This window comes from Pedobacter sp. PLR (assembly GCF_026239675.1).
Classification (GTDB): domain Bacteria; phylum Bacteroidota; class Bacteroidia; order Sphingobacteriales; family Sphingobacteriaceae; genus Pedobacter.
Map to the genome: position 1 here is coordinate 16493 of NZ_JAPIVQ010000013.1, position 18699 is coordinate 35191.

Below are 18699 nucleotides of genomic sequence, written 5' to 3' on the forward strand. Positions count from 1 at the left end.
AGAAATGCAGAAAGTAATTAGATCGATATCAAAATTATAACACACACATGAAACCATATCAACTAATTTTACCAGTGTTATTAATATGCAGCCTGGCCCAGGCACAGCAAAGTTATACCACTATTAAATCTGGTGAAACACAGGCAGAAATCCTAAAAAAAGCTGCAGATATTACGCCTACACCCAGACAATTGCGCTGGCAGCAGCTTGAATTGACTGCTTTTTTTCACTTCGGTGTAAACACATATACTAATAGGGAATGGGGAACCGGAAAAGAAAACCCTGAAATATTTAACCCTACAAAGCTAAATGCAGAACAGTGGGTAAAAATAGCTAAGGATGCTGGTTTTAAACAAGTCATATTAACCGCCAAACATCATGATGGATTTTGCCTGTGGCCTACAAAAACTACCGTGCATTCTGTAAAAAGCAGTCCGTGGAAAAATGGTAACGGTGATGTGGTAAAAGAAGTGGCAGATGCCTGCAAAAAATACAAAATTGGATTTGGTATTTACCTTTCCCCATGGGATATGAATGCAGCTGTTTATGGTACAGAGGCTTATAATGATTTTTTTATAGACCAGTTAACTGAATTATTATCCCAATACGGAAGAATTGACGAAGTATGGTTTGATGGTGCAAATGGCGAAGGCCCTAATGGTAAAAAACAGGACTATGATTTTAACCGCTGGTATGCGCATATCCGTAAATTACAGCCTACAGCAACCATTGCTGTAATGGGGCCAGACGTACGCTGGGTAGGCACAGAAACGGGCTATGGAAGAGAAACTGAATGGAGTGTATTGCCCACAGACAACCTTGATCAGAATGTAGTATCTGCAAATTCTCAGGCCGAAATGAACATCAAACCATTAGGGTTTTTACAGGGTTCTGATATTGGAGGAAGAGATAAACTTAAAAATGCAAAGGGCTTAGTATGGTATCCGGCAGAAACTGATGTATCCATCAGGCCGGGATGGTTTTATCATCCTACTGAAGACAGCAAAGTTAAATCTCCGGAAAAACTGCTCGACATTTATTACCATTCTGTAGGTAAGAATAGTGTATTGTTATTAAACATTCCGCCAAATACCGATGGTTTGATTAGTGAAGTTGACGTAAAGAATTTAAAAGCCTGGACTAAACTAAGAGCGGAAACATTTAAAATTAACCTTGCCAGGGGAGCTAAAATTACATCTCCTAACGGCATATATACAAAAGCTTTACTTGATGGTAAGTATAATACAAGCTGGACAACCAAAGCAAATGATAGTACAGCCATAATCGAACTGGATTTAAAAACATCGAAAACTTTTGATGTGATCTCTCTTCAAGAAAATATTAGCATTGGTCAACGCATAGAGAAATTTACAGTTGAATATTGGAATGCTACAAGGTGGGAAATCGCATCGCAAGGAACCACAATTGGTTATAAACGCTTAATTAAATTTAAGCCTGTTAAAGCAAGAAAAGTCAGATTAAAAATTGAACAATCACGGCTAAATCCCACCATTTCTGAGATTGGATTATTTAAGCAGCCATAAGTTTAATGATGGACTAACCCTCATTAAATTAGGGTTAAATGGAAAGAATAAGAAGGCTTTTGTTAATCATCTTACTTGTGTGTTATCTCAAATTTACAACATTTACCCCTCACTTAAAGCGCGAGCCAAAAAGCCCCTAACTGAAGTTCACAAATAGAGGTTTTTTTGGCTCCATAAGAGGCGTTAGAAAATACATTGCTACTTCTTGCCATGTTAAAACTTATGTCTTTGCAATAGTTCTGCTGTTTCATATAGAAGAGCATAACATGATATCCAGAAAATTCACCAATTTACTTCGGTGATTGTATCTTGTTAACTACCATATTGATTGCGGATGTCATATTACAGGCACCAGTTTTAGCAATAATGTGTTTTCGATGGCTCTTTACCGTTTCAATAGCTAAGTATAGATGATAAGCGATTTCTTTTGTCGTATATCCAAATCTTACAAGTTCCAGTACCTGCTTTTCTCTTTCTGTGAGTTTGGTTTGAACTTCTGAAAATTCTTGTTCATGACAAAGTGTGTAAGTGCCCGAATCAGATAGTTGATGAATGTTCAGATTGATGTTGTTGCTGTATTTGAAACCAGTGATATCTGTACTGTTAATGGACTCAATAGTCGGTTTCCCATCTATCGTAAATTCAATAAAAGTACTCTGCCTTAAAATATGAATATAATCGTTGTTTGCTGTTTTTACTCTAAGGTTATAGCTAAATCTTAGTTTTGGCCGTTGTTCAGGTAAGATACTGTAATAATAGTTAAAGATAGATTGATGGAGTTCTTTAAGTTTTAGCATGTCTTCAGGGTGAACAATACTCAGCGTAAAATTCAGGCCTTTTTCTAAAAAAATCTCGCTGGTATAGCCTAAAATATTCTTAACAGAATCACTCATAAAGAAGTATTGCATAGAAGACCAATTGAAAATACAGGAATAACCATGGTTGAAAGGACTCTCTAAATTTTCTGAAGTTGGATAGGTTCCAGACAATGTAATCGTTTCAATTTCCAATCTATCAGGATAACCCGCTAATTGGTAAAGCTCGCTTGTTGTTGGTCTTTGAGAGGCGTTCATACATTGATTAGTTAGATAACTTAAATATAAAGAAATGTTTGCCTTTAGTCAAGGGCTTTATTATCACTCTTTTGAGGGATTGTTTAGGGGGATTATAATTAAGACCTTGTGTTAGGTTTATTTGTGGTTAAGAATTTTAACATTGTTCTACCTTTTATGCCTGGCAAAGTAACAGCTTAATAAAACAAGCGCATTGAAAAATAATAATTCTGTTGATAATTCAAGAGATTCAGACTATAAAAGGGGGGATACCTTTTTGGTTGATTTTTGTGCTCAATTTAATTATTTCATGATATGAACCTGACAGAGATTTCCTTTTTGTCCACTGCGATTTCAGTAGTTATCGCATGGGCACTGTTTTCCATTCTTGAGGGAGATTCCAAACTTATCATCACTAGATTATCACCAATGTATAAGAAACTAAGCCTTCATTATGAAAAAGTCAACTGGTCTTAAATTTAACCAACAATGCAGTCCTCTGCTGATAGGCTTAGTGATCGTCAGTTTGTTGGCTGCTTGCAGATCTAAAAATTACCATTTTGATGTTCAACCTAAAACAATAAAAGCGAATGACAGTGTTTTTGTAAGTTGGGAAAATAATAGAAATGGAAAGCTACTTATTTATGATACTTACTTTGGCGATGATATTATTTACAGAAATTTCAAATTGGTAGATCCTGGTCATAGCAAAAGGGTAATTCCGCCTGTACAGGTGGCAATCCTGAATAAAGCAAGGATTGTCTTTCATGGTCATTTATCTAATGACTCATTGATCGTATCCGAACAGATTGATAAGGTAAGGTTTGGTAATAAACTGATTATTAATTCCATAATCAATACTTCCGGTAGGGATCTTGATATTTCTCATTCCGGCCGGTCTGTCAAGCTTGCTCCAGATGAGGAAAGTCGAATTTTCAAGGGAACCAGCGTTAATGGATTATGGCAATTCCGTTCCGCACTTTCTGACAAGGAGAAGAGTAATTCAGAATTGATAAAAGACGATAAATTAAGTGTTTTGATAAGTTTTTAAATACAGTATTATGTCATTGGAAAATATAAAAACAGTTATGTTACTCATGTTTGAGAATCGCTCATTTGATCATATGCTTGGTCATTTGAGCTACCAGGGACTTCAACCGCTTGCCGATGGCTTGAAAAATCCCTTAGCTCAGTATGAAAATCTATACAAGGGAGGGGCTTATCTACCTTTCCCGATTCAAACAGATTTGCAACTTCCTTTTGATCTGCCACATGAGTTTAATGAGGTGAAAATTCAGCTGGCACGCTCAAGTGTGAATGGCAAGTTAAATATGGATGGTTTTGTAGAAGCTTATGCTATGAAAACAGGACAACAGCCCAATCCTGAATCAGAACCCATGGGTTTTTTCACAGATAAGGATGTGCCAGTGACGAGCTTCCTGGCACGTGAGTTTTGCACCTGCGACCGGTGGTTTTCCTCAGTTCCCAGTAGCACACAGCCTAACCGAAGTATGGCTTTCTGTGGTGAGATACCTGTTCATCAAACAAAACTCCAGGGCTTGTCTGCTAATGGAAATATATTTAAATGGATGAATGACCATAAAATTACCTGGAGAGTCTATCATGACGGTTTCTCATTTTTCACGCTGTATCCCAAACTCTGGCGCTATGTACTTGGCCCAAAGTTCCGAAATTATAAACATTTGTACAGTGATATGTTGAATAATGATGTCCCACAGGTAATTCTGGTTGAACCCAGTTACCATGGTATCGGGCCTGGACAACCTAATGATAACCATGCTCCTTTAGCTATTGGATGGGGGGAGGACTTTCTTCGCAAAACCTATCAGGCAGCTATTGTAAATCCAGAGGTCTGGAAAGAATTGCTGATGGTTGTCTATTATGACGAACACGGTGGTTTTTATGATCATGTTCCACCTCCTGCATGTAAAAGTACCACTACCGAAGAGGTACCTTTTAATTTTGATAGTTTAGGCGTTCGTATACCGGGTATCCTTATATCTCCCTGGGTTAGACCAGGTAGTGTTTGTAATGAATTGTTTGATCATACCTCTGTATTGCAGTTTTTAGCCGAAAAGTTTACGCCAGGTATTCCCTATTCGCCTGATTTGGAAGCCCGAGCTAATCAGTCGCCTAAAATTTCCAGTATTTCGGTTGCACTTAGTGATCAACAAAATTTGGCTGATGCTCCTCAACCTGATTCAGCACCTATTCTTGTTCGTTCTGTTTTAGGCGACACAACATGTACCCCGCCAACGGAAGGTATCCCTTTGTCTTTTGAGTTGTCAGCCAGGGATTTAATGGCCAGGTTTCCTGAAAAAGTAAGGGTTAAATATCCTGAACTTTTTCGATGGAGGGATGAATTGGATTTAGCCAGAAAAAGGACTGGTCAGGTTTGATACTCTGGTCCTGAAAATTAACTCTTTAATACTTTTAAATATGATACCAATTTATGATATACATTGCCACCCTTCCTTAAAAGTTTATCTCTGCAATGCTAAAATTGCACAAGAACATCACCATGGTAGTGATTTTTTGCCTGGACAAATGCATGTTGATTTACCGGGAATGAAAACTGGTGGGGTTCAATGTGTTCTTTCGTTTCAGTATGTTCCTGAGGCGGGATTAGGAACTATGCGTAAATCAAAATGGCTTTTTAGTTTGATGAAAGGTCTTGGGATTAGCATTACCAAAAAAATTGAATCAGGTCTCGATGGTAATGGCTGTTTTGACCAGGCTATGGAAGGGATTGGTAAAATGAACGATCAAGTAAAGGAAGCGAATGATTCCGGAGCCTTTAACATAACTAGTCCTAAAAATGCACTGGAATTTGAAGCTGCATTTAATGAAAATAAAATGATCATCCTACATGGGCTGGAAGGAGGTCATCATCTGGGTAAAAACTTACCTGATATCCAGGATTACCTGGACAACTTGCAGAAGTTAAAAGAAGCTGGTGTTTGTATCCTGACGCTAGCCCATTTCTTTCCAAATAACCTCTGCGATTCAGCTGGTGGTATTCCCCCGGGAGAGGCGAAATTCTTTGGTTATTCCCGCTCAACATCGGGACCTAAAGGATTAACGGCTATCGGTGAGGCTGTAGTGAATTGGTGTCAGGATCATGGTATGATAATAGACCTGGTACATTCTTCGGTAGAAACCCGCAATCGGGTTTATGAAATATTGGACGAAAGGCGGGTTCTTGGTAAAAGAATCAGACCTATTGTGTTTTCACATACTGGCGTAAGACCAATGGTAGCACACCTTATGTTAAATGAAGATGATCAATTACTGCTACCAGATGCTCCGGAAATATTAAAGATACAATCATATGGCGGCCTGATTGGGATGATCCTGATGAATTATTGGCAAAATGGTGATGATCAACAGGATGCTATTTTAGAAAATGATCTGGGTATACAGTTAGTTATAGATACGATTGGATTCATCAAGAAATGCACTGCTGATGGCGACTTGTCCTATGTATCTATTGGTACTGATTTAGATGGTTTTACAACTATACCAAGGGATGTTTCTCACATCAGCAAAATTGATAAATTGAGGCAAGCAATTTTAGCCAATTTTAGCGTTGCTGAAGCTGAACAGATATGTTACGGAAATGCATTGAGGGTGATCAGGGAAAATTTTAGAATAGATTAACCCCGCGGCTGTTAAAAGCTGCTGTATATGATAATTATTTGGGTGTTTTAATTTCTTCAGGTATGAATATCGCTATTGCAGATCTACATTGTCATCCTACTATGAAGCCCTATGGTCGTAGCTTTCCGGGGATGGTTCCGGGAACAGATCCTTTGATTAAAGACAGTATTTATTACTATGGTAAGCCACCTTTAATCGCCCGGTTGCTCAATAGGATGCTTGGTCTTACGATTTTTCCACAGGCCAGTATTCAGGCGCTCGAAAAAGGTGGAGTCGGTTTGGTCTTTTGTTCACTCTATCCCTTTGAAAAAGGTTTTGCCCGAAAGGGCGCGCTTCCAGGTGATTTAGTTTCGGATGGGGTAAATTTGGTGGCTGGTATTGGACGGAATAGAATTCACTTTATTCAGGATGAGCAAAATGGATACTTTGATGATTTGGAAAATGAATATGCGTTTTTAAAGGCACTGGATGGCAAAGTATTGGAGATTGGAACCAGGAAGCTTAGATATGTGTTATTACGTAATTTCAGCCAGATGGAAGTTGAACAAGTCGAGGGGATATTTACGGTGTACATCGGACTTTCCTTTGAAGGTATGCATTCACTTTATGATCGTTTCCCGGATATAGGAAGTGATGATCTGGAGGTTGCCCAGAGTTTGCTGGTGAATCTTGGAAAAGTGAAATCCTGGGAGCATTGCCCTTTGTTTATCACTTTTGCGCATCATTTTTATAATGGCCTGTGCGGACATGCATCAAGCCTGACAGATTTTTCAGTCAGACTCATTACCGATCAGAGTTATATGCTGGGAGAAGGTATAAACCTTATGGGAAAGCAAATGATCCGCGGCTTGCTAGAGAAAGAATCAGGAAAGCGAATTCTCATTGATATCAAACATATGAGTATTAAGGCCAGGACTGAATATTTTGATTTATTAGATCAGGAATTTGCAAATGAAAATATACCAGTCATAGTTAGTCATGGAGCAATTCGTGGTGATGATCATGCTTACAACATATTTTTAAGTGCCGATATCAATTTTTCTGATAATGAGCTGGTGAAGATTGGGAAAAGCAAAGGACTTTTTGGAATCCAGTTGGATGAAAGACGCATTGCGAGTAGTCATGAAATCGCCCTGTTTAAAAGGAACCTGGGAAGAAAGCGTATTTTGTTATATGCAGCCTTACTGGTGTGGAGACAGATTGAATACATTGCGGTTTTAATGGATATTAACCGGTTGCCAGCCTGGGATATTCAGTGTATAGGTAGTGATAATGATGGTATTGTCAACCCTATTGATGGAGTCTGGACTTCCGGGGATTTTTTGACATTAAAGCAAAATCTCCTTGTTCATGCGACTAGTTTCGTTGATAACCCACGGTATAGCATGTCTATTTCAACAAACTTAATCACTGCTGATGAGATTGTAGAAAAGTTCATGAATGGCAACATGATCCGCTTTCTGAATAAAAACTTCAAATAAAACATTTAAAAGAGAAAGTGGCTATGAAAAAGATATTGATTTTACTCTTACTCATCATTTTCGGATTCATGTTTCACCAGGAACAGGCACTTTTAAAGAATAGCGGTTATGGTATTATTGATCTGGAGCTTTCCAAAAAGGAACATGGTGCTTCAATAGTCTCCAATTGGCAGCAATTATATTATGGGGATCAAACCCTTTTGTCGCTAGCCCGGCAAAATACCCATCTTGATTTTCTTTTTATTGTGGTTTATGTTACGCTAATAATGACCCTTTCGAATGCAAGAATGCAAAGGGAGAAAGCTTTATGGTTAAATGAACTTCTGCGATTTAATCTTTTTCTGGCTGTTCTAATTGGTGTATTGGATATTATCGAGAACATTAGGCTGCTGCACAGTTTTCATCATGCGGGTAATGTTGTTGAATTCTGGCCTACCTGTTATTTGGCCTGGCCTAAGTTTGCGCTTTTGGTGTGGGTGATTCTAGTTTATGCTTTTTCGGTTGTTAAATCAATGTTTCAAAGATGAAAGAAAGAACAAATAAAAGAATTGTGATAAGGGAAAGTGATTGGTGTTGAATTTTGTGAATTGATGATTTTTCATTAGATGTTTTTTATTTAAAATGATTGTTATATGGAAGAAGAAGTAAAGAAGCGTCTTGACCAGATTGAGGCTTCGCTTAAAGAAAACAAAAGGGACTTTTGGGATAAGTTGCAAGTAGTCTCTACAGCAATGGTGCCTCTGGTAATAGCGGCCTTAGGGTGGTATTTTACTCAGTCCTACAATGACAGACAAATAAAACTTTCTGAAGTAAAAACTGATCAGGAGAATAATTTGGAAAACAGTAAACTGAATATTGTTCAGGTTCAGATGATTAGGGATTTTAGTCCCCAGCTGACAGGAAAAGATTCGACAGGAAAGGAAGTAGCCATAGCGGCTTTGCTTTATGCTGCGCCAGCCTTAGGAAAGACCATTGCGGACATTTTTACCAAACAAAATCCAGGTAAAGGAACTGGTGTAGCAGACTTGTATCGGTCTAAGCGACGAGATTTGATTACAGGTTTATTTGATAAAGACTCGTCTAAAAGACAGGAAGCTTATGGGGAAATTTCAACTAGTTGGCAATCAGATGATAAGTTTTTAGTTGACCTTTTAACATATTGCGAGAAATGGTTTAAAACAAAAAATGATCTTATTGATGTCGATAATGGCATTTATAATTCCATGATTGTTTTAAATGGATTCCCAATCAAGGGGTTAGAGCCATATCGAGAAAAAGTTAAAAAACTCATCAAGGAAATTCCAGGCGAATCTTCAAAGACACTCAAAATTGCAGCCCAGATCAAGGGGAAATTGGGTATATCGTAGCTGTTTTTATTAGCTTCTATAGTACTTACTTTAAGTGTGCTTTTTAAAGAAGTAATCTTTGTCAGGGATATCAGGTTGATATTCACTCTTTTGGGTGATTGTGTAGGTGGAATTTAGTTGTGATCTTGTATTAGATTTCATCCCCACGTAAGTGTACCTATAATCTTCATTTTATTACCATTCATTAGGTATCTAACCTGAGATCTTGATTTTATTTTTTCAGTAGAAACCATAAAACAGTCTAAATATGTCTCGTCAAAAAATCCTCGAAACTGCTAAATCACAAAGCGGTGTTAAAGAGTCTCCTGCAGGCTCAAATCAAACAAAATATGGGGCCTGGTATGGTCTTAATGGAGAAAAATGGTGTGCAATTTTTGTGAGCTGGGTTTATAATGAAGCGGGTTGTCCATTGGGAAGAATCGATACGGCTAATGGCTATCAGAGTTGCGCTTCCGGTTATAATTTCTGGAAAAAGAAGAACATGTTGACTTCAAGTCCACTAGGGGGAGACATTGTGCTTTATGACTGGAATGGAGACGGACTGTGTGAGCATACCGGCATATTTATAGAGTGGATAAATGAAGGTAACTCCTTTTTTGCATGGGAAGGAAATACCGCTGTGGGCGACAATAGTGATGGGGGGCAGGTGATGCGTAGAGAACGTAAAAAATCTACTGTAAAAGCTTTTGTCAACCCGGGTGTAGTGGATAATGAACTGTCACCTGTAAAAGAGGTATTGAAAATGGGGGATATTGGTGCTTCAATTACGACTTTACAGAAAAAGTTATACAATCTGGGCTACGTCCTGATGGTGGATGGTGACTTCGGAAAGGAGACGGATAGGGTGGTTAGGCAGTTTCAGAAAGATAAAGGATTGGAGAGTGATGGGGAAGTAACCAGTTCATTAATGAGTCTGCTGGATGAAGAGCTGGCAAGTACTAAGGTGAGCAGCCGCAAAGTAATTACGGGTTCATTTCTAAAAAGAGGAGATGCAGGTTCGGTGGTGATTGCCTTGCAAAACGCCCTCCAAAAAAAGAACGCCGATTTTCCTATAACTATTGATGGGGTATTTGGGGCGGAAACAGTTAAAGGCCTGAAAATTTTTCAAAAAAGTCAGAACCTAAAGATAGATGGCATAGCCGGACCAGAAACACTTAAAGCATTGGGAATTAATAGAATTTAAGGGGAGCCTATTATGGAAGAATTATCTAAACTGAATTACATCAATGTGGGGCCTAAGGGTACCTTTCAATCCTCTGGAAATAGTGAGTTTGATACGGTCCCAAAGGATGTGGACAACATCTTCGAGGAAATGGAGAAGAAGGGCACCAGGAAAATCCTCCTGTATTTTCATGGTGGTTTGGTAAGAGGAGCTGCGGGAATGGCAACCGCAACGTATGTAACTAAAACACTGGCCCCGCTTACTGACACCCAACTGATCTCATTTGTGTGGGAGACGGGTTTATTTGAAACAGTCAAACAGAACCTGGATACGATTTATAAAACGGATTTTTTCCGGAAGATATTGGAGAAGGTCATAAAAGTGGCCGGTGATAAGCTGGGGATTGATGTAAAAACAATTACGGGGATAAGAGGGGTCAGTACTTTGAGCTATCCTGAGATCAATGCAGAATTAAGTAGTGAGGCCCCTTTTGATGACTGCAAGGTCAATATAGCTACAAGATCGGCTAATGTGATCAGCTCAAATGATCGTTTCCTCATGGATGAGATTGAGGTGAGTGTGGAAGAAGAGATTCAGGATGATGCGGCTTTAAATAGATCACTTATTGAAATGATGAGTGATCAGGAGTTTGGTATGCTGGATAGGTCTAAAGTGGTTAACGTACCTCAACCAGGTAGCAGGGGGATTCTGTCTCTGGCGAAATTGATTAAATCGGCGGTGAAAGTAATTTACAATGTGATTAAAAGGCATGTGAATAAAAGGGACCATGGATTTTATCCAACCATTATAGAGGAGATTTTGCGTGAGCTTTATGTGGCTGATATTGGTGTTTTCTTGTGGGGGGCAATGAAAACTAAAGCGGAAGTGATGTGGCAAAGTAATGGAAAGGTAGAAGATCCTTTAGACCAGCATGCAGGGGATTATTTTCTGAGCAAACTTCAGGAGTTCACAAAGGATAAAGAGGTAAGCATTGACCTGATCGGGCATTCTGCGGGAGCGATTGTGATTTGCCATCTGGTAAAGGAACTTTTAAGCCGTAAGCTGAATGTGAAAATCAGAAATACTATTTTCATGGCTCCTGCATGCAGGAGTGACCTGTTCTTTAATAACATGATTCCCAATATGAACAAAATCGGGGCGTTCCGGATGTTTACGATGGAAGAAGAATTGGAAATCAAAGATCGGTGTATTCCTTTGATTTATACACGTTCGCTACTTTATATGATATCGGGTATCCTGGAGAAAGATGAATACGATGCGGCCATATTGGGGATGCAGCGTTACCTCTTGCCAAATCATCCTTATGATGTGGACGCTATGCTTAACAAAATAGCTGAAGACCTTAAAGGGATACCAAATAGCACAATCTATTCATTAACGAAGGATGATGCTCCACCCGGTCAACGATGTGTTGCAGATCATCATGGCAATTTTTATACAAAAAATGCCCTAACGATGGATAGTATCCTGGAAATTCTGAAGCCATAAAATACATCTTATGCCTAACTCAAGAGATTACGCGGTTGTAGTGGGACTAAATCACTATAAAAAACTCCCGGTATTAAATGGGCCGATTAATGATGCAAGAAGATTTGGGAAATGGTTGACCTCACCCGGTGGAGGTGATTTACCGGTAGCGAATTGCAAAGTGATCGTGTCCAGACCGAATGCGCTGCATCCTATACAGGATGATATTGATCAGGCGCTTGCTGAAATTATTGAGGCTTATCAGGGAGACAAATTCAGAAGATTCTACTTTTTCTTTGCAGGTCATGGCATTGGTTTAAAATGGGATGTGAGTGGCTTGTGTATGCCTAAATGGTCCGATATATTTCTCAATGCAGTACTTTCTTCTAAAGGATACCTGGATTATATTGTTGCATCAGATTTTTTTGAGGAGGCCTACTTTTTTCTGGACTGTTGTCGTAACCGTAAGTCTAATGTTAGTCCGCTACCACCTACATTGGGTGTGGTAAAAGACCGTGGCAGTTGTTCCAGTTTGATTATCCACGCTACAGATTTTGAAAATGTGGCTGGTGAGGGGCTTACCAGCAATGGAACTGACCTGAAAATAACCGGTTTTTTTTCTCAGGCTTTGTCTGATGGACTGAATGGTGCTGCGGTAAATGCTAATGGAGAAATTACGATCGACGGATTGATTCAATATGTGATTCCTAAAACAGAGCAGCTTGCCATAGCGCAGAACATGAGCCAGAGGGTAACTTATCAATTTAACAATGGGGGGATTGACATGAATACCCCCATTGTTGCCGGAAAGAAACAATTGGCAACCCAGCTAACCATCACCTTTAAAAAGGGAGGAGTGATGGTATTGAAAAATCCGGTATTGGAGATCATTAAAAATGGATATGTCTTGCCGGGGGAAAGCTGGGGGCCTATTCCGTTGATTAAAGGATATTATTCCATTACCTCGCCTGAGAAGACAGATTTCGTTGAGATTGATGGGGTTCAAAAAACAAGGAATTATGAATTCGGATAAAAAAGAATACCGTTTATCGGTTAAATCTACAGGCATCATGTCAGAACTGGCTTATCTAACCATAATGAATGGTTTTATGGAAGTTATTGACCAGAATTATGCTGTATTAGAAAAAACATTGCCTGAAGGGATTTACAAGGTGACTTTGAAACTGAATGAACAGGTTCTGGAAAGAATGATTATGCTGAACCAGGATGTGGATGAGGAGATCCCCACACCGGAAATCTATTCGTCTGTGGTATCTCAGGGATTTACATCCTCTCATGAAGATTATTCCCGAAATGCCGTGGCCATAAGTAAGCAGGCAACAGTTGTATTAAATAAAAATAAAAAGGGGACAGGTTCCATCTTTATCTTTTTCCGATATCCGGACAACTCAGATCTCAGCAGGGAAAGTAGTAAGGGTGAAAGCCTGGGTAAAGGGTTTTCATTACTGGATGCGGACCGGAAATTACTATGCCGCCTGGAAGGGAACGAGGTAAAAGAAGACCTTAATGCAGGTTGGATAGGATTTAACGCCTATGTTGAGCCAGGAGGGTATTATCTTTATTATGCAGGCAGAGATAAAGAGCAACTGGCACGTGAGATCCCTTTAACGGTATATAAAGGCTGGCAATTGCAGCTTTTTTGTACTTCTTTAAATGGACCTCAGTTTCCATCGTTAAAGATTATGGTTTCCTCTGTTAAAGAAGGATTTAGTGTGGATGATGCAGATAATTATATCATAGATGGGATTTTGCAAAAAATGCATAACGGTATTTACTTTATGCCAAAGAGTACCTTCTTAAGCCTGATCAATAACAAATGGCAGCAGCCGGTTAAAGGCCTTCTGGCGGCTTATATTTATTACTTGAATAAAGATGAGACTGAATATGAACTACCTCATGATACAATAGATCGGCTTTCAGAGTTATTGGGGAAGGATGCGCCTGATATAAAGGCTTTAAAGATACTCCGTGCATCGCATGATCATACAGCGATTCCTGAAGTAAGGATGGACAGACCTTGTCTGTTTTTGGCTGGGATGAAAGCGGCAATTTCTAAAGCTATAGAGTTCCCTGAAAAACATATTATTTTAGAAAATAGTATTGTTGAAGATATTGTCGATAAGTTATATACTGACATGGTTTGGACTTCTTATCTACCAATTTCGGAACCTAAAACTAATGAGGAGACTCTGGAAGCAGACACAACATATAAAGGAGCATTTTTGAAAAACATCATTCCTGAAATTAACCTCCATGCGAGTTTCGGAAAAACAATGGCTTTTGATAACGAAAATTTTGGTTTTGATCTCCCTTTAGGAAGCGGAAGTAGTAGTGGAAGTGACTTCGGAGGTGGGACGGGCAGGGGAAGACCTGAGTCTAAAAGAGGCAAACCTAAGGTAGAAAGACCGGAGATACTCAACTCAACTTTGGCTGAATCTATATTGTATTTTGTTGATAGGTCATTTGATAATATGAGTAAGATAGAAGGGGTCAGATCTGGTAATATCGAAGAGGGGTTGTCTGTTAATGGTTTGTCTAAGGCACTAAATGTAACTCAGAATATGGTACAGAATACCATAAATGAGATTGTTCGGGATAAAGAAAACATCGTCTCTTATGGAAATCAGGCAAAGAAAAGTGAGCTGAATAAAGTTTTTAGCATGGAAAACATTGATAAACTTAATGATATCTATTAATTAAATGAGTTATGGAACAGAAAGGCTATTCATTACATATTGGGTTAAATGGGGTTGATCCGGAACATTATCAAGGTTGGGCTGGAGAATTAAACGCCGCGGAAAATGATGCGACAGTTTATCAAACTATTGCTGAAAAATCAGGCTTTGCCGAAATAAAGGTATTGCTGACTAAGGAAGCTACCTCTGCAGCGGTTTTTGCTTTTCTTGACAAGGCAGCTAAAGAGCTTGCTGAAGGGGATCTAATGATGATTTCTTATTCCGGACATGGCGGCTCTCTTCCTGATTTAAATGGAGATGAAGAACTAGATCATATGGATGAGACCTGGTGCTTGTATGACCGGGAGGTGATTGATGACGAGCTGTATGAACGATATAGTAAATTTAAGAAGGGTGTTCGCATTCTGATCTTTTCAGATAGTTGTCATTCAGGTAGTGTAGCTAAGGCGGTGGTAACAAAAAGTGATGTTGGTCCGGAAGATAAGGTTCATTATATAAAAAGCCGTATGGCTCCTTTAGGTGTTTTATTAAGAACCTACAATGCAAATAAAAAAAAGTATGATCAGATTTCGGAACAAATAACCGCTACAAAAAAGGATATTGATGCTTATGTAATGCTTTTTGGTGCTTGCCAGGATAGCGAAGAGGCTATGGAAGTATGGGATCATGGACTATTCACTGCTAAAGTGAAGGAGGTGTTAATGGGAACTGTGGCCAGCTACATGGAATTCTATCAGAATATTAAGAAAGGCTTCAACAGGAAACAGCATCCTAATCTGGATCAGTTTGGGAATGGTAATTTTAAGTTTATCAATGAGAAACCTTTTAGCCTGAATGGTAAAGCAGCGGATGTTTTCTTTCAGGAAGTAAGGGCTAAGACGGTTAAAGGGGATAGTGAAGGACTGATTCTGGAACTGAATGGTCCGACCGATCCGGAGATGAAAAGCAAGTACTATAAAAGGGTATGGGGAAACCGGGCTAAGCCAGATATAGTTGTAGAAGGTAATGAGTTTGTTCTGGCTAAAGTAGATGCAGATCATACATCCGCATGGGATAAGGCTTATGATAAAGTCCTGACAGATTCAAATGTGAGGTTTGCTGAGCCTGATCTGCGTTCTCCTTACCTTAAAGCAGATCCTCTAAGTAAAGGGCCGGGGCAAGACGATTATATGAAGAATTGGCCGGAACCTAATCCTTCAGCGGATGAGTTTATCTGGCATCTGGATGATGAGCATTCTCAGCTTAAAAAGGCAAGGGATTTTGTGCTTGGCAATAAGGATGGTAAGCCCGGGATTCGAATTGGGCATATCGATACGGGATATCGTCCTGATCATCCGAGCAGGCCGAATAACCTTCTGGCTGATCTGGGGGTGAGTTTTGCGAAAGATGAATTTGATAAGAATAAAGGGATTGATTTGTTAAACACAGGATTTCCTGCTGAACAGGATGGGCATGGCTGTGCTACACTTGCCATACTTGCAGGTAATAAGATTTCAAAGGAAGATTCCTATGCTGGCTTTAATGGTTTTTTTGGAGCAGTACCTTTTGCAGAAGTTGTCCCAATCCGCATCTGTGATACGGTGTTTAATTTGTTCAATGCCAATGATGTGGCGGATGGTATTGATTATGCAGTGGATCATGGTTGCGAGGTGATTACGATGTCAATGGCAGGGTATCCGACAAAGCGGGTGGCAAAGGCCGTGGATAGGGCGTACATGAATGGGGTAGTTGTGGTTACTGCTGCGGGTAACAATTGGAATAGGGGGCTGAGGGAATTGGCACCTAAAGCGGTTTTGTATCCGGCACGTTTCCAAAGGGTAATTGCTGCTACCGGAGCCTGCTATAATCATGCGCCTTTTGATTTCAGTGCGAATGACTGGCAGGAGACTGATGATTCCGGGGGAGCAATGCAAGGGAATTGGGGACCTGAAAAGGCAATGAGAAAAGCTTTAGCAGGCTACACACCTAATTTAGCCTGGGCAACGGAAGGAGAATCGTTTAAGTTTTCTAAAAGTGGCAATGGTACCTCCTCGGCTACACCGCAGGTCGCAGCAGCTGCAGCACTTTGGATTGCACATAACCGGGCAGCTATAAAAAAAGCCGGAATTGAAAAGTCCTGGAAAAAGGTGGAAGCGGTAAGGTCAGCTTTGTACCAGACTGCAAGCAAGCGTTTCCCTGAGTACAGTTTATATTTTGGCAATGGCATTATCAGAGCTTTTGATGCGCTGGATGCTTTTGATTTTTCTAAGGTAGATAGTCTTACCCAATCACCCGAATCTAAGGTTGGTCTGTTTGGCCTGGGGAATTTCATTGGAGGCTGGATTAGAAGTAAGGACAAAAGTGGGGATGCAGTGATTGCTGAGAATGAGGATGCAATTAAGGAAATGGTTGAATTGGAGTTGCTGCAACTGATCTATAGAGACCCAAAATTGATGGGGTATGCTAATGTTGCTGATATAGATACAGAAGGGGATGATAATGTTTTTAATGGTAAAGAATATAGAACTGCATTTATAAATAAGGTTATTGATTCACCTTTTGCTTCTGAATTTCTTAAAAAAGTACTTCAGAATAATTAAACCTTGTACTAAAATTGGTGCTTTAATTAATATGCAGGAGTGTAAATTGAACTGGGTTATGTATTGATGGTGGACGGTGATTTTGGAAATGAGACAGATATGATGGTTAAAGAGTTTCAAAAGAATAAAGTCTGAAGAGTGATGGGGAAGTAACCAGTTCATTGATGAGTTTGCATTATAGGGAAAACTGGAATTGTTTTTGGCACTACAAGACAGTTTTTTTCTTTGAGAATATGTGAATCTGCTACATGGTAACAGAAACAAAGCCTATAAAATGACTTTTATTAAATCACTTATAAAGTAATTCAAAATGAAAAAGAATATAGGGCTAACATTAATAGGACTATCCTTTCTGGCTTTTTTAATAAATCACTACTTTATAGAAAATAAAGAAACGAATAATGTATTTCCATTTTTAGCAATTCTATTCTTTGTAATAGGATTTATTGTAATTATTCCTTTTGAATTATTTTCAATGTATATTTTTGATCCAAAAGACTGGGCAGAAAATAAGTCAATTGAAAAATTAGTTAGCAAATTTAGGCTTAGAGCACTCCTTTTCAACAATGTTTCGGTTATCATACTCGTAACCGCCATAGGCGTAATAATAACGGGGTTTTATTTTTTAGTTGACCCTCCAATACAAAAACCTTCTGATGTTTCTGTCAATATTACTATCAGAATTGGCTCATCAATTTTATTAATATTCTTGGTTCAAATGTTATTTAAAGTATTTAAATATTTATTAAGGGTAGCAGCCTTCTATAATGCAAAAGCTGATGCTATAGAATTGAACAAAATGAAACCAGAAATAGAATTAGAAAAATTAATGGAATTGTTGACGCCAGAAAAATATGATATCGCTGATTTACAGCAATCTTCAATATCAGATAATATTGTTGAAATGATTAAAGCCAAATTAGGAAAATAATTGTCTAATACGGTTGTCATATCTATTGCCTACGATGACCGTCAGGGAAATAGAGCGAATGACCCCATATATTATAAGAAATTACTTAAGCCTCAATAATATTTTGTAGTATGAATCAGAAAATTCCGAAAGAAAAATCAATACTTACAAAAGTATTTGGTAATGAGTCATTTATTGAAAAGCTATTTTTATTATTTTTAACGGCTCTACTTTCAGGACTGATTATTCCATATGTTGGGACTGAGATACAAAGAAATAAAGCTAGAAACGATATAGTTTTACAGGCGCAGAGTAAACTTTTGGAAGATGTTTCCAAAACTTTGTTAACATATGAAACCTTATTACTAGATATAAGCTGGTTCAAAACCGATAAGGGGCATAATGAAGAAATGCATAAAAAAGCATTTGCCCGATATAGTGAGCGTGCTGTAGATTTACTAGCTGATTGGAGAGTTGAATCAATTAGAGTGAAAAGCCTGGCATCGGCTGAAACCAGTAAAAAACTAGATAGCTTTCAATTAACAATGTTTCACATCCAAGATTCCCCGATGAATATTTTATATAGGGAAAAAGGATCTGTTTGCAAGTGGGAGCAATTACATAAAATAAATGCAGATATGCTGTTTCAAGCACAAAAATTAATTTCAGATCTTGCTATTGAAATGAAAATAACAAAAGGTGATATATAGCAACCATA

15 protein-coding genes are annotated in these 18699 nt (G+C 38.7%); 14 read left to right on the forward strand and 1 reads right to left on the reverse strand.

Features of this window, described 5'->3' with window-relative positions; all coding sequences use genetic code 11:
- The first annotated feature begins 47 nt into the window (after positions 1-47).
- Positions 48-1544 (forward strand): alpha-L-fucosidase, encoded by a 1497-nt coding sequence (locus OQX61_RS23830; protein ID WP_265844349.1) that lies wholly within the window; start codon positions 48-50, stop codon positions 1542-1544.
- Positions 1545-1834: 290 nt separating this feature from the next.
- Here OQX61_RS23830 and OQX61_RS23835 read toward each other — a convergent pair whose 3' ends face one another.
- Positions 1835-2617 carry a LuxR C-terminal-related transcriptional regulator gene (locus OQX61_RS23835; RefSeq protein WP_265844350.1) on the reverse strand — a complete coding sequence of 261 codons (783 nt, stop codon included), beginning with the start codon at positions 2615-2617 and terminating at the stop codon, positions 1835-1837.
- 433 nt (positions 2618-3050) lie between these two features.
- On the opposite strand from OQX61_RS23835, the gene OQX61_RS23840 reads away from it, so the two are divergent.
- The 13 genes from OQX61_RS23840 to OQX61_RS23900 all read left to right on the forward strand — a co-directional run bounded on the left by OQX61_RS23840 (position 3051) and on the right by OQX61_RS23900 (position 18691).
- The gene (locus OQX61_RS23840; protein WP_265844351.1) at positions 3051-3647 is read left to right on the forward strand and encodes a hypothetical protein; all 597 of its coding nucleotides are present in this window, start codon (positions 3051-3053) and stop codon (positions 3645-3647) included.
- Between the two features lie 37 nt (positions 3648-3684).
- Positions 3685-5016 (forward strand): alkaline phosphatase family protein, encoded by a 1332-nt coding sequence (locus OQX61_RS23845; protein ID WP_265844363.1) that lies wholly within the window; start codon positions 3685-3687, stop codon positions 5014-5016.
- A 40-nt stretch (positions 5017-5056) separates the two neighbouring features.
- On the forward strand, positions 5057-6277 hold the full coding sequence (locus tag OQX61_RS23850) for a membrane dipeptidase (protein ID WP_265844352.1): 1221 nt from the start codon (positions 5057-5059) through the stop codon (positions 6275-6277).
- Between the two features lie 62 nt (positions 6278-6339).
- The gene (locus OQX61_RS23855) at positions 6340-7758 is read left to right on the forward strand and encodes a membrane dipeptidase (RefSeq protein WP_265844353.1); all 1419 of its coding nucleotides are present in this window, start codon (positions 6340-6342) and stop codon (positions 7756-7758) included.
- A gap of 23 nt (positions 7759-7781) precedes the next feature.
- On the forward strand, positions 7782-8285 hold the full coding sequence (locus tag OQX61_RS23860; RefSeq protein ID WP_265844354.1) for a hypothetical protein: 504 nt from the start codon (positions 7782-7784) through the stop codon (positions 8283-8285).
- A gap of 105 nt (positions 8286-8390) precedes the next feature.
- Positions 8391-9125 carry a hypothetical protein gene (locus OQX61_RS23865; protein ID WP_265844355.1) on the forward strand — a complete coding sequence of 245 codons (735 nt, stop codon included), beginning with the start codon at positions 8391-8393 and terminating at the stop codon, positions 9123-9125.
- A gap of 247 nt (positions 9126-9372) precedes the next feature.
- Entirely contained in the window at positions 9373-10308 is a 936-nt protein-coding gene (locus OQX61_RS23870; RefSeq protein WP_265844356.1) for a peptidoglycan-binding protein, read from the forward strand.
- Between the two features lie 12 nt (positions 10309-10320).
- A complete protein-coding gene (locus tag OQX61_RS23875; protein ID WP_265844357.1) occupies positions 10321-11796 on the forward strand; it encodes an alpha/beta hydrolase in 1476 nt (491 codons plus the stop codon).
- 10 nt (positions 11797-11806) lie between these two features.
- Positions 11807-12808 carry a caspase family protein gene (locus tag OQX61_RS23880; RefSeq protein WP_265844358.1) on the forward strand — a complete coding sequence of 334 codons (1002 nt, stop codon included), beginning with the start codon at positions 11807-11809 and terminating at the stop codon, positions 12806-12808.
- Positions 12795-14492 carry a hypothetical protein gene (locus OQX61_RS23885; protein ID WP_265844359.1) on the forward strand — a complete coding sequence of 566 codons (1698 nt, stop codon included), beginning with the start codon at positions 12795-12797 and terminating at the stop codon, positions 14490-14492. Before OQX61_RS23880 ends, OQX61_RS23885 begins: the two co-directional genes overlap by 14 nt.
- Before the next feature lie 11 nt (positions 14493-14503).
- Complete coding sequence (locus OQX61_RS23890; protein WP_265844360.1) at positions 14504-17071, forward strand: S8 family serine peptidase; 2568 nt, start codon at positions 14504-14506, stop codon at positions 17069-17071.
- Positions 17072-17381: 310 nt separating this feature from the next.
- On the forward strand, positions 17382-18002 hold the full coding sequence (locus OQX61_RS23895) for a hypothetical protein (protein WP_265844361.1): 621 nt from the start codon (positions 17382-17384) through the stop codon (positions 18000-18002).
- A 110-nt stretch (positions 18003-18112) separates the two neighbouring features.
- Positions 18113-18691: a hypothetical protein gene (locus tag OQX61_RS23900; protein ID WP_265844362.1), complete on the forward strand. Its 579-nt coding sequence runs from the start codon at positions 18113-18115 to the stop codon at positions 18689-18691.
- Positions 18692-18699 lie beyond the last annotated feature (8 nt).

Coding starts and splice junctions, on each gene's coding strand:
- OQX61_RS23830 (WP_265844349.1), top strand. CDS start 48: ATGAAACCATATCAACTAATTTTACCAGTGTTATTAATATGCAGCCTG.
- OQX61_RS23835 (WP_265844350.1), bottom strand. CDS start 2,617: ATGAACGCCTCTCAAAGACCAACAACAAGCGAGCTTTACCAATTAGCG.
- OQX61_RS23840 (WP_265844351.1), top strand. CDS start 3,051: ATGAAAAAGTCAACTGGTCTTAAATTTAACCAACAATGCAGTCCTCTG.
- OQX61_RS23845 (WP_265844363.1), top strand. CDS start 3,685: ATGTTACTCATGTTTGAGAATCGCTCATTTGATCATATGCTTGGTCAT.
- OQX61_RS23850 (WP_265844352.1), top strand. CDS start 5,057: ATGATACCAATTTATGATATACATTGCCACCCTTCCTTAAAAGTTTAT.
- OQX61_RS23855 (WP_265844353.1), top strand. CDS start 6,340: ATGAATATCGCTATTGCAGATCTACATTGTCATCCTACTATGAAGCCC.
- OQX61_RS23860 (WP_265844354.1), top strand. CDS start 7,782: ATGAAAAAGATATTGATTTTACTCTTACTCATCATTTTCGGATTCATG.
- OQX61_RS23865 (WP_265844355.1), top strand. CDS start 8,391: ATGGAAGAAGAAGTAAAGAAGCGTCTTGACCAGATTGAGGCTTCGCTT.
- OQX61_RS23870 (WP_265844356.1), top strand. CDS start 9,373: ATGTCTCGTCAAAAAATCCTCGAAACTGCTAAATCACAAAGCGGTGTT.
- OQX61_RS23875 (WP_265844357.1), top strand. CDS start 10,321: ATGGAAGAATTATCTAAACTGAATTACATCAATGTGGGGCCTAAGGGT.
- OQX61_RS23880 (WP_265844358.1), top strand. CDS start 11,807: ATGCCTAACTCAAGAGATTACGCGGTTGTAGTGGGACTAAATCACTAT.
- OQX61_RS23885 (WP_265844359.1), top strand. CDS start 12,795: ATGAATTCGGATAAAAAAGAATACCGTTTATCGGTTAAATCTACAGGC.
- OQX61_RS23890 (WP_265844360.1), top strand. CDS start 14,504: ATGGAACAGAAAGGCTATTCATTACATATTGGGTTAAATGGGGTTGAT.
- OQX61_RS23895 (WP_265844361.1), top strand. CDS start 17,382: ATGAAAAAGAATATAGGGCTAACATTAATAGGACTATCCTTTCTGGCT.
- OQX61_RS23900 (WP_265844362.1), top strand. CDS start 18,113: ATGAATCAGAAAATTCCGAAAGAAAAATCAATACTTACAAAAGTATTT.